This is a genomic window from Fannyhessea sp., from assembly GCF_986145555.1.
Genome location: NZ_CFRCNA010000028.1, coordinates 1 through 13,238, shown reverse-complemented (window position 1 = coordinate 13,238; position 13,238 = coordinate 1). Strand labels below are relative to the sequence as shown.

The window sequence follows — 13,238 nt, the reverse complement described above, 5'->3', positions numbered from 1 at the left end:
TATTGGCTTGGAAGTTAAGCAAAAGACTCTTGAGTGGGCTGCTTACTTAAGCGCTTGCCAAAATGGTGATTACCAAATTGGTCGTATGGGCTGGGTTGCTGACTATCCAACGCTTGATAACTTTATTTATCCTTGCTTCTTCTCAACTGCAGAAAACAACATGGGTAAATATAACAATCCTGATGTTGATAAAGCTATTAATGCTGCACGTCTTGAGAAAGACGAAGAGGCTCGTAAGGCTAAATACCGCGAGATCAATGCTCAGGTTGCAGAAGATTGTCCTTTGATTCCTATTTTGTACTACTCACACAATCACGTAGGTTCTTCAAAGATTCAGCAATTCTTCTACAATCCTCAAAGCATTGGTAACTTTGTCGATGCAGAAGTAAAGGCTTAAGTCCTTACAACGTCATACGTATGTAGTACCTTAGCAGGTATGTAGTGCGGGAGCTGGCATCAAAATGGTCTGCTCCCGCTTGCTATATCAAGAATATATGGGATTCATAGATGTAAGCTGGGTACTTTGCGTTGGCATTGCATTCTGAGGTGAATTGTGCAAAAAACGAGTATCTTGTGTTTTCTCTTTTAACATTGTGTTAAAAATTCATTGTATCTTTTCTAATAGGCTATACTTTTAAAGTCTATGTAATTAGCTTTATATGCATTAGGGCGTATATATGAACGGTAGAGGGTTTTCATCGTGCGCCTGCAGCTAATTATTTGTTTGTTGTCAAACTAAACAAGGGGATTCGTACTTATGATCAAGTACATAATGAAGCGTCTTCTTCAGTTTATACCTGTATTTTTAGGTGTAACACTTGTCCTGTTTGTTATGGAAAACGTGGTTCCTGGAGATCCTGTTAAGCTTATGGCGGGAGAGAAGAAACTCGACGCAGTAACAGAGCTTAATTTAAGAGCTACCTTCCATTTTATCGAGACCGATGATAATGGGGCTCCCATATTCGATGAACAAGGCCATACCATAGATACTCCTTTATGGAAACGCTATGCCTTGTTTGTAAGCGGTTTGCTTCAGGGAGATTTGGGCGTTTCTTTCCAGCGGAGCGGACAACCTGTTACACAAATTCTTCTTGCTAAGTATCCGTATACTATTAGCCTTTCCATAGTTGCTATTTGTCTTGAAGCAATTGTGGGAATTGGTGCTGGTATGATTTCGGCAATTAAGCGATATTCGTTTTGGGATATGTTTGTAACGCTTGCAACTTCGGTACTGGTTGCCATGCCTGCATTTTGGCTTGGTATGCTTCTTCAGCTCTTCTTTGGTATTGTCCTTAAAGATCTTACTGATGGATTCTTCTATTTGCCAATCTCTGGTGTAGGTGGTCCAGGCTCAAACTTTGATGACTGGATGTATTATATTCTTCCTGCTGTTACGCTTGCTTCTGTTTCTACTGCATACGTTGCAAGAATTATGCGTTCGCAGCTTTTGGAAGTTCTTAACCAAGATTATATTAGAACTGCTCGTGCAAAAGGACTTTCACGTCGAAACGTTATTTGGCATCATGCACTTAAGAATGCGCTTATTCCTGTCGTTACCTATATCGGTTTGGATTTCGGTGGTATGATGGCAGGAGCTATTCTTACCGAAACCGTTTTTAACTGGCCTGGCGTTGGTTTTGAAACCTATCGTGCTATTACGCAGCGTGACTGGCCTACTGTTTTAGGATCGGTAACCGTAATTGTTGTGGTGGTTATGGTCATCAATCTTCTTGTTGATGTTTCATATGCCTTCCTGGATCCTCGCATTAGATTCAGTTCATCTAAGAGCGAATAAGGGGAGTGTTTATGATGAGTTTAAAAAACATGTTTGATAAGTCAAAAAAATTAAAGCCTATAGGCATTCAAACTCCTGAGGAGCAAAAAGAAAATGCTCCTGAGGAGGGTTCTGATCCTATTGATAAACCAAAAACCAGAACTATGTGGGGCGATGCGTGGGGACGTTTAAGCCGCAACAAGCTTGCCATTGCTTCCATTATTTGGATTATATTTATGATTTTAGTAGCCTTAACTGCCGATCTTTGGGTACCTCAAACACTGGGTAACCCAACCGAGATTGATTCTACGACAATGGCGCAGAGTTCAAGGCTTCCACCATCGCTTGAGCATCCTTTTGGTACCGATACGCTCGGACGTGACGTGTTGTGTCGTGTTATCTATGGTGCGCGTATTTCACTCTCTGTTGGTGTGCTGGCTACTCTTATTTCGACTGTTATTGGTTTGGTCATGGGTTCGTTCTCTGCCTACTATGGTGGTATTTGGGATACGCTTATCATGCGCTTGGCCGATATTTTTCTCGCGTTTCCCTATATTTTGTTTGTAATTGCCATGTTAGCAGTTATAGGGCCTGGTATTCAAAACGTATTTCTTGCTATTGGTATTCTTGGATGGCCTTCGATTGCGCGTGTCTTTAGGTCGGCTATTCTCTCTGTTAAATCAGCCGATTTTGTTGATGCTGCCCGTTCAATGGGAGCATCTGACGCTCGTATTATTATGCGTCATATTTTTCCAAACTCTGTTGCATCTATCGTCGTTTACTCTACGATGAATATCGGTGGTGCAATTCTTACCGAGTCTGCTCTTTCCTATCTTGGTATGGGTGTTATTCCTCCCGATCCTTCCTGGGGAATTATGATTCAAGATGGCCAGATTTATCTTGCAACACAACCTTGGCTTATGATTATGCCGGGTCTTGCAATTCTTACAACAGTTTTGTCCTTCACGCTTTTAGGTGACGGTCTGCGCGATGCGCTTGATGTAAAAATGAAGGATGCATAAGCCATGGGGTCGAAGAAAATGTTTGATGTATCAAAGCTGTTTGCTTTTAGAAAAAAGAAAGATGGTGCGTGGGTAGATCTTAAGAATCAACCTGTACCTGAAGGTGCACACCTTTTGGAAGTTGATAACTTAAAGATGTACTTTCATACCAAAGACGGTATCGTAAAGGCTGTTAATGGCGTTTCGTATACCCTTGACCGTGGAGAAACACTTGGTGTCGTAGGTGAATCTGGTTCTGGTAAATCGGTTACGTCTATGACGATTATGGGTCTTATCGATATGCCTCCAGGAAAAATCGAAGGTGGCGATGTTCGTTATCGTGGTCATTCATTGCTTAAGATGAGTGAGCAAGAGATGGAACACATCCGTGGTAATGACATTGCCATGATTTTCCAAGACCCAATGACATCTTTGAATCCTGTATATACTATTGGTCACCAGCTGAGCGAAGGTTTACGCTTACATAAGGGTTATTCAAAAGAGGATGCACTTAAACGCTCTATTGAACTCTTAAGCTTAGTAGGCATTCCAAATCCTGAGCAGCGCGTTAAAGAGTATCCGCATGAGTTTTCAGGTGGTATGCGTCAGCGTGTTATGATTGCTATGGCTCTTGCTTGTGATCCAGATATTCTTATTGCTGACGAGCCTACAACAGCTTTGGACGTAACCATTCAAGCTCAAATTATTGAGCTTATGCAAAAGATGCAAAAGAAAAACGGTAACGCTATTATCATGATTACGCACGATTTAGGTGTTGTTGCCGACGTTGCCGATAAGATTATGGTTATGTACGCAGGTTCTCCGGTTGAGTTTGGAACAGCTGACGAGATATTCTACAACCCAATGCATCCGTATACCTGGGGTTTAACACGTTCTATTCCAGATGCGGTTATGACCGAGAAAAAGCCATTGACGCCCATCGAAGGAAATCCACCTTCGTTGGTCAATGTTCCTAAAGGATGTGCTTTTGCACCTCGTTGTCCGTATGCAACAGATTTATGCAAACAAAAGCGTCCAGAACTGTTTGTTACCGAAACAGGTCATTATTCACGCTGTCATTATGCAAATGACCCCGAGTTTATTTTGGCGCATACGCCCGAAAACTCAAGAACTAGGAAGGGAGGCCAAAAGTAATGAAAGAGCACATGCAAGGTAGTGACGCTCAAGAAAGCCCAACGCCTTTAACCTTAGCTGATATAGAGTCTAACGTAAGCTCAGAGCGTAAGTTTACTGGTAAGCCTCTTTTACATGTTGAGCATTTGTCAAAATTATTCCCTGTTTCAAGTGGCGCTCTGTTTGGCAAGATGAAAAAACGCTATGTGCACGCGGTAAATGATATTTCGTTTGATATTTATCCAGGTGAGACCTTTGGACTGGTAGGCGAGAGTGGTTGTGGTAAGTCTACAACGGGTCGTTGTATTATGCGTTTAATTCAGCCTTCTTCTGGTGTTGTTGAGTTTGAGGGTAAAGACATCGTTAAGATGAATAAAAAGGAATTAAAGCATATGCGTCGTAATATGCAATATATATTCCAGGATCCTTATGCATCTTTAAACCCTCGTTTGACTATTGGCGAAATTGTTTCTGAGCCTTTGGTGATTCACAACGTTATGCCCGATCGCGAAGAACGTATAGATTATGTTCGTAAACTTTTGGATGTTGTGGGTCTTAATCCTGAGCATATTAACCGTTACCCACATGAGTTTTCAGGTGGTCAACGCCAGCGTGTTGGTATTGCGCGTGCGTTTGCATTAAAGCCAAAGCTTATTATCTGTGACGAGCCTGTTTCTGCTTTGGACGTTTCCATTCAAGCTCAGGTTCTCAATCTGTTGAGTGATCTGCAAAAAGAGTATAAAACTGCCTATCTGTTCATTGCGCACGATTTATCGGTTGTTCAGCACATTTCCGATCGTATTGCCGTTATGTACTTAGGTAACATGATGGAATTTTCAGATTGGAAAAGCTTATATGCCGAGCCTAATCATCCCTATACGCAGTCTTTGTTGAGTGCAGTTCCTATTCCTGATCCAGATATTCAGCACAACCGTAAGCGCATTATTTTGGCAGGAGATCCTCCTTCCCCAATTAATCCGCCTTCGGGTTGTCGTTTTCATACGCGCTGTCCTATTGCAAAAGATATCTGTGCCAAAGAGCCCATGCCTCAGCTGAAAGAAGTTGCACCGGGTCATTTTTGTGCATGCCATTTTGCAGAAACGAACCCTATAAAAGAGGACTCCATTAAGTTGTAAGTTTCTAAAGCGCACGTTTTTTTACGAGACGTGCGCTTTTATTGTATTAGTACGTGTGTTTCTTAGGCGCTCTCCTACGTTTTAGAATCAACTATGTTAGTTTGACAAACTCAAATCCATTCGTTATAGTCGTCTCCTATTACAATTTCGGCGGATAAAGGAGCGCGCATGTATCATACCAATATGATGACATGTTGTTAACGTTACGTTACTGTGGTGCATTTCATAAGAGAAGTATTGTTTGCGGGTACTAGGCATAGATAACATCTAGTTTGTGTTAAATGCTTTTACACTAGAACCCCGCAAATACGTAATCACTTTATTATCTAAAATTACTTTTAAAAATTAAAAACAATTAAATAAAACCAATACGTAAGGGGAAATATTATGTCTACCATCTATAAGTCCATTCAAGAACTCGTAGGTCGCACTCCACTTCTTGAACTCACACACATCGAAAAAGAATACAATCTAGCAGCAAAAATCCTCGTGAAACTTGAATACTTAAACCCAGCAGGCTCTGTAAAAGACCGCATCGCAAAGCAGATGATTGAAGAAGCAGAGGCCGCAGGCATGCTTAAACCAGGCTCTGTAATTGTTGAGCCAACTTCTGGAAACACGGGTATTGGTCTTTCAATGATTGCGCAAACCAAGGGATACAAAAGTATTATTGTGATGCCAGAAAGCATGTCTATTGAACGCCGAAAACTCATGAAAGCTTACGGCTCTGAGCTTGTGCTTACTCCTGCTGCAGATGGCATGAAAGGTGCAATTACAAAGGCGAAGGAAATCGTTGACAGTACTCCAAACGCATGGACTCCAGGACAATTTACCAATCAAGCAAATGTACACGCGCATTACAACACAACTGGTCCAGAAATTTGGCAGGATACTGACGGAAACGTTGATATGCTCATTGCTGGTGTTGGAACTGGAGGCACAATCACGGGTACTGGTACCTATTTAAAGGAGCAAAATCCGCAGCTTGAAATAATTGCAGTAGAACCAGCTGATTCTCCTGTTCTCTCAGGTGGTAAGCCAGGAGCTCACAAGATTCAAGGAATTGGCGCGGGGTTTGTGCCAGAAGTGCTTAATCAAAACATTTACGATCGTATTTCTCAGGTAACCAATGAAGATGCAATCGAAACTGGCAAACTTATATGCAAAAAGGAAGGCATTCTTGTGGGCATTTCTTCTGGAGCTGCAGTTTGGACAGCGATTGAGGAAGCAAAAAGAGAAGAAAACATCGGCAAAGTCATTGTTACGATACTGCCAGATTCAGGAGATCGATACTTGTCTACTGCATTATTTGAAGACTAACTTTATTGAGGAACATTACTATAAAATCGCGAGTTTTGATCAACTAATACATGCAGACACTACATAATAATTGAAACGAGAAAATAAAAAAGAAAATACTGGAGATTAATGTATGAATAAGTATCTTGACCTTACAAATCAACTCAACTCAATTCATGATTCTGACATAAGACAAGCTACATTCATACCTAATTACCGTAATGTTATTGCGCTTATAGATGCAACTTGGGTTGCTTTGTTTCCTGAGTTGCATGTGTGCAATGATGATAGCGCGTTGCTTAATAGCAACAAACATGAAGCACATAACGCAAGAAATAGTTTGCTAAATACTATAACAAACAGTGCAATATATAACATGGAAAGAATTTTGTTGCACGAGCTTACAATCTATACAACTGACAAAGAAAAAATTCATGAAACTTGCAACAGGTATCTGCAGCAACTTCCAAATATTAAAAAACTTCTTCTTACGGATATTAAATCTATGTATGAAGGAGATCCAGCTTGCACAAGCAAAATAGAAGTCGCACTTGCGTACCCTGGTTTTTACGCTTTGCTCATTCATCGTACAGCTCACACACTTTACGAGCTTAACGTGCCGCTCATACCTAGGCTTATGAGCGAATACGCCCATCAAAAAACAGGTATTGATATTCATCCAGGAGCAACAATTGGTCCATATTTTTGCATTGATCACGGAACTGGCATTGTTATAGGCGAAACAACCGTAATAGGAGAACACGTTAAGCTCTACCAAGGTGTCACGCTTGGTGCAAAAAGCTTTTCGTTGGACGAACAGGGAAATCCTGTAAAAGGTGGAAAACGACACCCGAATATTGGTGATAACGTAGTAATTTACGCGAACGCTACCATTTTAGGTGGACAAACTACAATCGGTAGTGGAAGCGTAATTGCGGCAAATGCGTGGATCAACCGCAGTATTCCTGCAAACACAACCTATCACTTTCCTAAGGCCTAATACACGCTTACAATACTAGGGTTGTTTATACAAGTCAGTAGAACACTTGAGGTTACACGAGTTAGTAGCACGTTTTTTATCAATTTATCTAAATTGTTTGATTTAGTAATAAAACGTTTTACATTTTCTCAGTGCAATTTTAGGCTTCTTGGATGTTCTCATAACTTTTGAAGTCAAGCAATGCCTGTGTTTTACTTAGTGTTCGACTTAAGTCTGAAATTAGCGAATCATGAGTATTTTTTAAGTTAGCTGCACAACTTCCAAAATAATTAGTTGTGCTTTTAAATAGATGTTGATTGTGTTATAATTCTCATGAGGTAAAAACTCACGCCCATAATTTTTTGTGATGATTGGAGTATCATGAGAAATAAGAGTTGTTTGTTTTCACTGTTTTTCGCTATTTTGATGTTCTCTTTTCCTTATTACTCGGTTGCATATGGTCAGGATAATCGTTATATATCTACGGAATATAAGAGAATTTTTCAGTCGTATGAGGTTGGCGATATTCTAGCCGACGAAGATTCAGAATTTGTTAAGACTTATCTGATAAAAGATCAATTATTAAATCCTCTATATGACGTTGTGAGCGGAGCTGATAGAACAACTGCCGATGTTAACGAAACTGACTCTCAATTTGGTACGTCTGTTTCGTTAACAGGTACAGTGTGGCATACGGGAACTTTTAACTATAATTTTGGTGGTAGATTGAATGGATATGTGACATCTGGACCCGTACCTAAGAATATGACAATTACAGTTTCTTGTATGGCATGGGGTCTTGAGGGTACTCAATTGGGACTTGCATATAAGGATCAGGTTTCTCATACTGTCTATAATTCTAAGTCAATTTACATGAATAAAAGCAAAAATTATAGTGGAGTAACAGCTGTTCATAGTATCAATACGGCGTTAGATGTAACCACTGCTTCAGGTGAGGGTTTTACCGTTAACGCAAACTAAAGAGGTTGCGATGAACTTTCAAATTCAATGCATTCGTACGTGTGCACAAGATTTTGTAAGAAGCTTTCTGGTATTATGTCTTTTCCTGCCTTTCTTTGTTTACCCAGATCAGATGTATATGTCTATAACTATGCCAACAGGTGGCTCTATAGCAGTGTTTATTTGTCAACTCTGTATGATGGCTGCGGTTATGAGTCTTTGTAATTGTGTGCTAGATTCAACGCTTCATCCTTTTATCCGTTACATTAAGGGTTTCACGCTCGCTCTATTTTTACAGCTTCCTTACGTTGTAATGAGCTATTATGCTATGAGTTTTCTTTTTCATGTTTTTGGTATCCATGCAGATATGATTCATACACTTATAATGTCGGTATTATACCTTGCTCCTGCGCTTTTATGTGTCTTTACGACATATCAGCAACATCTTGAACGAGCTTCTAGGTAAGTTGAAGTAAATGTATGGGGGATAGTTCCATCATGATGAAATTAGGTGTTCTCATAACTTTTGAAGCTAACCAATGTCTGTGTTTTGCTTAGCATTCAACTTAAGGCTGAAATTAAATGTTTTGCATGATTTGTGGTATTGAGCGTTATTTCAAAAAAAAATTGAATTGACACTTGCATTACATAGTCAGAGCATGGTAGTATACATCTCGCGCAACAAGCGTCGGAGTGGCGGAATTGGCAGACGCGCTAGCTTGAGGTGCTAGTGACTGACTAAAAGGTCGTGCGGGTTCAAGTCCCGCCTCCGACACCATTTTTGAATGATAGGACTCGAAAGAGTCCTTTTTTCTTAAAGAGCGTATTTCTATTGCTTATGTTACAAATAACTTGCTTTAATGCACCTCAAAGCAAGTTATGCTTTCATACGTCCTATGGAGGCTCTATGCAAGATGTAGATATATCACATACGCAGGATTCCTATAAGGAGCTTCAAGATAAGCTTAAAACCTCTCAGAAGCGCACTCGAGGGCTGCTTGATATCGTGTTAGATACGCTTGATGCAAAAGATATTGACACACTTTGCTCGCGCGTGCTTAAGCTTCTTACGCAAACTATGGATGCTACGGCAACGCTTTGTTACATTCATACCCATGATGGTTTTTATCTTCGAGGTACTCAGAGCAATACCGATCTTGCAGGTATTCCTCATCACTTTCCCGACAAGGTAGCGTGTAGGCAAGATTGCTTGTGTTTTAACCCACATGAGCTATCAACGCAATGTTTTACGGTTGTACCGCCTGATGAGGCAGCTGTTGAGTCTTTAACACCTAAGCATAATGCTTTACCCACAACAAATGCTTATTCACAAGATACTCCACCTGATGTTGTATTTTTACGTGATGACAAAACGGGGGATATCGCGCGCTTAAAAGCCTGCAATGTCCCACCCTTTAGTTCATTTGTAAGCGTTCCCGTTTGGTATGGCGAGCGCGTGATTGCGCTTTTGCTTGTTGGTTATAGTGCTGTGCATACGTTTGATAAGAGTGATCTTGATTATCTTAATGGGATTGCGCGCTATTTATCGATACAGTTGATTGGCGCGATAACTGCAGCTCAGGCACAGCGTGAAAATCGCCTGATTGCAACTTCAAGCAAGCTTCGCGAGTCTATGTTGCATGCGCAGGAATTGGGCTTATCGCACGTTTGGAAATATGCAAATCTTGCAGCCAAAGCAATTAATGCAAAGTTGGTATTTGTCTGTGATGCAACAAGCTATTGCTCTTTGTATGCCCATAGCGAAAAACACCAGGGTGAACCTACGTTATTTTCTGGTGCTTGTAAGACGTGTAAAACGTCTTTGCCTGCGGCAGAATTTTTTGCGCAAAGTCCTCACTATCCCGCTTTTAGTTTTGATTGCCCGTGTTTCTCGGCTGCGCTTGGTATTCCCAAGCATGTGAGTATAAGCACGTTTTGCGCTCAAGATAGCCTTGGAGCTGTGCTTAAAGACCAAGCTATTGTAGGCACTGGTGCCTTGGTTGATTTTGGGCTTTTGGGTTCAAGCCGTTGCATGTGCATTTTTGTTCGTGACGAAACTAATACGCGCCTTGATTCTGCCGATCTTAACTTTTTATCCCGTTTAGCTCATGATATTCACGATACTACTACCAACGACCAACGTCATGCGCGCGATCAACATATAGCTCAAGCTTTACAAACTGGTATGACCAATGAGTTGCAGCAGGTAGAAGGTATTACCGCTCAGGGAATTTATTCGTCGGCAACACAGACGGCTACCATCGGAGGAGATTTTTACGATCTGATTAGGCTGCCAAAGTGTCGCGCATGCGTTATTATGGGCGACGTTTCGGGAAAAGGTGTTGAAGCGGCAAGTGTGTCGGCTGCGGTTAAAACGGCTTTGCGCGCCTATGCGTGGCAAGGTCTCATGCCTGCGGTGCAAGTGCGATTGCTTAATAGGTTTCTTTTGAGCTTTTCTCGCGTCGAAACTTTTGCAACTTTGTTTATAGGCATTATCGATTTGCAAAAAGGCGTTATTACCTATTGTTCGGCTGGTCATCCTCCTGCAATGCTTATACGAGCTTCTACGGGTACTATTGAGCAACTTAATGTTCAGTCGGGTGCTGTGGGTGCTTTTAGCGAAATGAGCTATACAGATGGCACTACAGAGCTTTTTGAGGGCGATATTCTTGTGCTCTACACTGATGGTACAACTGAGGCTCGCGCGCAGGATGGGAGTTTTTTTGGTGAGGACGGCTTAATGGACGCATTGCTGCGTGAGCGAAGCCAAGGTATTCAAGGACTGCCGCAGCGCTTACTTGATCGTCTGGATGCGTTTACTTCTCAACATCTTGAAGATGATGTGGCAATTGTTGGTCTCAGATTTGACGATGTACATGTAAAAGTGTGTCGCGATTGTTTGCTAGATTAAGTGCCGTCTGTAATAAAATTTGTATACGTGGCTGTTTTTGTATATTGTCAGCATTTAAGGGAATAAAAACCATATGAATGTGATTCCAAACATAGTAGTTATTCCGCTTAAAGGCGATTTAGATGTGACCACGGTAGCATCTGCATCGGCGCTGATAGATTCATTTTTGTATCGCGAATATCCGCGTATGATTTTAAATCTTGCTGACGTATCCTTTATTGATTCGTCGGGTATGGGGCTGTTGTGGAGCACGATGAGGCGTATACGTGCACATCAAGGAATCATTTCTATGATCAATGTGCAGCCTCAGGTGTTGGCAATTTTACGTCGTGCGCGTATGCTTGATTTTATTCCCTTAAGAAATAGCGATGCCTTTTGTCAAAAGGACATGTTTCAACCGCATGCTTTGCCTTTGTGGCAGCGTGTGATTCAAATAGACCCCAAGCATTTATGCGCCACGCGCGGCCGCGTTCAGGAAGAATTGAGCCAGCTTGCGTTTAGCTCGGACGAACTTTTTGACCTTATGCTTGCAATAGGGGAGGCTATGGGCAATGCTGTTGATCATACGGATGGTTCTTGTTCGCTGGTGAGAATTAGTGCATATTCTGATCGTGCGATTGTGGATATAACTGATTGTGGCGAAGGCTATGAGATCACATGTGTGGAAGATCTTCCCAAAGTTGATGAGGGAGCTATGCGTGGTCGCGGCATTCATTTGATGAGCCTTTTGGTGGATGGTTTATCTATAGGTAAACGTTTGGGGCACAGCGGTACACGTGTTCATATTGTGAAGTTCATATCTGCCGCGCGCGCTTAAGTGAAAGTTTATTCGCTGATATTCTTGATTATTACTGCAGGTCAATAAGGGATAATTTGCAATTATAGGTTCTGAGTTTATTTGTGTAGTATCAAAAATTTGCTATCAATTTAAAAATGAGTCTTGCATTCTTGTTCGGTCTTGCGTATATTATCTATTGCGTTCGCGGGCTTAGCGCAGTTGGTAGCGCGCAACCTTGCCAAGGTTGAGGTCGCGGGTTCGAACCCCGTAGCCCGCTCCATTGATTTTAACGACCGATTTTATCGGTCTTTTTTATATCTGATGTATGTGCGTGCATACATCAATCGGCGAGATGGCCAAGTGGTAAGGCAGAGGCCTGCAAAGCCTTTATCCCCGGTTCGAATCCGGGTCTCGCCTCCATCGAATAACCGCAGGTAGAGCGTCCAAACGGCGCTCTTTTTTTATATTAAATCTTATAAAAAACCACACCCAACCTGTCGCTATTACCTACAGGTTGGGTTGTGTGGGTGAATTAGTGCTTTTTTCTATGATAATAATGCATTAAAATATATATTCCACGTTGTAAAATATAACGATGTGTTTTGTCATATGCAGTAAGTAGACGCTGTGAGCAATAATCAGTAAAGCACTCGTAAGCTTGGTTATAGCGCTTTAATTATTGAACTCATACAGCTGACATCAAAGAGCCCAAAGCTCAAGGATAAAAAGCAGAGGGGCAGAAATAAGAAGAGGCGCTTGTATACAATTGCGTTAGCGTCTTGTTTCGATTATAGGGGGTTCATTATGGAACAAGCAATTCATATGATTATCACAAGTGCTATAGGGTATATTATTGCTCATTATATTGTTAAGGCGCTTGATAATATAAGAAAGAAGAAATAATAACGCTAACTAAAGCTTAAAACGCGCAAAAGCTAACCGTAAAATGTACAATATAAAACAGATCGTATCTTTACCGATGATATAGACATTTACCTCTCCTAAAAATAATTCTGAACGATAGGGGAATCATGATTTCTTTTGAGCAAGCCAAGCGAAAAGCACAAGGCAGTGTGAGCAATTTTCACGAATTTGATTTGTGCGTAGAACACGATAATGCTTTCGTTTTTTACAGTGGCAGCGATTGTGAAGATGAAGAGCCTGTTATCGGTGGTTGTACCTCGCCTTTTATTGTTTGGAAAAAGGATGGGTCTATCGATTATAGTTTTGCAGTCGCGATGTTTGATGATACGTTAGGTAATGAAT

At 41.2% G+C, this 13,238-nt stretch carries 12 protein-coding genes and 3 tRNA genes; all 15 read left to right on the top strand.

Annotation, left to right across the window (positions count from 1 at the left end; translation table 11 throughout):
- On the top strand, positions 1-397 hold a 397-nt coding region (locus tag AC5GD6_RS05470), incomplete at its 5' end, for an ABC transporter substrate-binding protein (protein ID WP_491846408.1).
- 360 nt (positions 398-757) lie between these two features.
- Positions 758-1,795, top strand: coding sequence for an ABC transporter permease (locus AC5GD6_RS05465; RefSeq protein ID WP_061102641.1), 1,038 nt, complete (start codon positions 758-760; stop codon positions 1,793-1,795).
- 11 nt (positions 1,796-1,806) lie between these two features.
- Positions 1,807-2,796: an ABC transporter permease gene (locus tag AC5GD6_RS05460; RefSeq protein ID WP_061102640.1), complete on the top strand. Its 990-nt coding sequence runs from the start codon at positions 1,807-1,809 to the stop codon at positions 2,794-2,796.
- A gap of 3 nt (positions 2,797-2,799) precedes the next feature.
- Positions 2,800-3,930, top strand: a complete 1,131-nt coding sequence (locus AC5GD6_RS05455) for an ABC transporter ATP-binding protein (protein WP_006303219.1) — start codon at positions 2,800-2,802, stop codon at positions 3,928-3,930.
- Positions 3,930-5,045: an ABC transporter ATP-binding protein gene (locus tag AC5GD6_RS05450; RefSeq protein WP_464360486.1), complete on the top strand. Its 1,116-nt coding sequence runs from the start codon at positions 3,930-3,932 to the stop codon at positions 5,043-5,045. Before AC5GD6_RS05455 ends, AC5GD6_RS05450 begins: the two co-directional genes overlap by 1 nt.
- A gap of 387 nt (positions 5,046-5,432) precedes the next feature.
- Entirely contained in the window at positions 5,433-6,365 is a 933-nt protein-coding gene (cysK, locus tag AC5GD6_RS05445; RefSeq protein WP_464361543.1) for a cysteine synthase A, read from the top strand.
- 112 nt (positions 6,366-6,477) lie between these two features.
- Positions 6,478-7,344, top strand: a complete 867-nt coding sequence (gene epsC, locus AC5GD6_RS05440) for a serine O-acetyltransferase EpsC (protein ID WP_006303222.1) — start codon at positions 6,478-6,480, stop codon at positions 7,342-7,344.
- Positions 7,345-7,704: 360 nt separating this feature from the next.
- Positions 7,705-8,304, top strand: coding sequence for a hypothetical protein (locus AC5GD6_RS05435; RefSeq protein ID WP_006303223.1), 600 nt, complete (start codon positions 7,705-7,707; stop codon positions 8,302-8,304).
- Positions 8,305-8,314: 10 nt separating this feature from the next.
- Positions 8,315-8,749 carry a hypothetical protein gene (locus AC5GD6_RS05430; protein ID WP_006303224.1) on the top strand — a complete coding sequence of 145 codons (435 nt, stop codon included), beginning with the start codon at positions 8,315-8,317 and terminating at the stop codon, positions 8,747-8,749.
- A gap of 221 nt (positions 8,750-8,970) precedes the next feature.
- A tRNA-Leu gene (locus AC5GD6_RS05425) sits at positions 8,971-9,061 on the top strand.
- A 129-nt stretch (positions 9,062-9,190) separates the two neighbouring features.
- On the top strand, positions 9,191-11,194 hold the full coding sequence (locus tag AC5GD6_RS05420; protein WP_491846407.1) for a GAF domain-containing SpoIIE family protein phosphatase: 2,004 nt from the start codon (positions 9,191-9,193) through the stop codon (positions 11,192-11,194).
- Between the two features lie 73 nt (positions 11,195-11,267).
- A complete protein-coding gene (locus AC5GD6_RS05415; RefSeq protein WP_311431413.1) occupies positions 11,268-12,011 on the top strand; it encodes an anti-sigma factor antagonist in 744 nt (247 codons plus the stop codon).
- A gap of 165 nt (positions 12,012-12,176) precedes the next feature.
- Positions 12,177-12,252 (top strand) — tRNA-Gly (locus AC5GD6_RS05410).
- 66 nt (positions 12,253-12,318) lie between these two features.
- Positions 12,319-12,392 (top strand) — tRNA-Cys (locus tag AC5GD6_RS05405).
- A 611-nt stretch (positions 12,393-13,003) separates the two neighbouring features.
- Positions 13,004-13,238, top strand: a 235-nt coding sequence (locus AC5GD6_RS05400; RefSeq protein WP_491846406.1) for a hypothetical protein, incomplete at its 3' end; no start/stop codon positions are given.

Bases quoted from the DNA above. Each gene is read 5' to 3' on its own strand.
- epsC (WP_006303222.1), top strand. From the start codon at position 6,478: ATGAATAAGTATCTTGACCTTACAAATCAACTCAACTCAATTCATGAT.
- AC5GD6_RS05415 (WP_311431413.1), top strand. From the start codon at position 11,268: ATGAATGTGATTCCAAACATAGTAGTTATTCCGCTTAAAGGCGATTTA.
- cysK (WP_464361543.1), top strand. From the start codon at position 5,433: ATGTCTACCATCTATAAGTCCATTCAAGAACTCGTAGGTCGCACTCCA.
- AC5GD6_RS05455 (WP_006303219.1), top strand. From the start codon at position 2,800: ATGGGGTCGAAGAAAATGTTTGATGTATCAAAGCTGTTTGCTTTTAGA.
- AC5GD6_RS05460 (WP_061102640.1), top strand. From the start codon at position 1,807: ATGATGAGTTTAAAAAACATGTTTGATAAGTCAAAAAAATTAAAGCCT.
- AC5GD6_RS05465 (WP_061102641.1), top strand. From the start codon at position 758: ATGATCAAGTACATAATGAAGCGTCTTCTTCAGTTTATACCTGTATTT.
- AC5GD6_RS05435 (WP_006303223.1), top strand. From the start codon at position 7,705: ATGAGAAATAAGAGTTGTTTGTTTTCACTGTTTTTCGCTATTTTGATG.
- AC5GD6_RS05420 (WP_491846407.1), top strand. From the start codon at position 9,191: ATGCAAGATGTAGATATATCACATACGCAGGATTCCTATAAGGAGCTT.
- AC5GD6_RS05430 (WP_006303224.1), top strand. From the start codon at position 8,315: ATGAACTTTCAAATTCAATGCATTCGTACGTGTGCACAAGATTTTGTA.
- AC5GD6_RS05450 (WP_464360486.1), top strand. From the start codon at position 3,930: ATGAAAGAGCACATGCAAGGTAGTGACGCTCAAGAAAGCCCAACGCCT.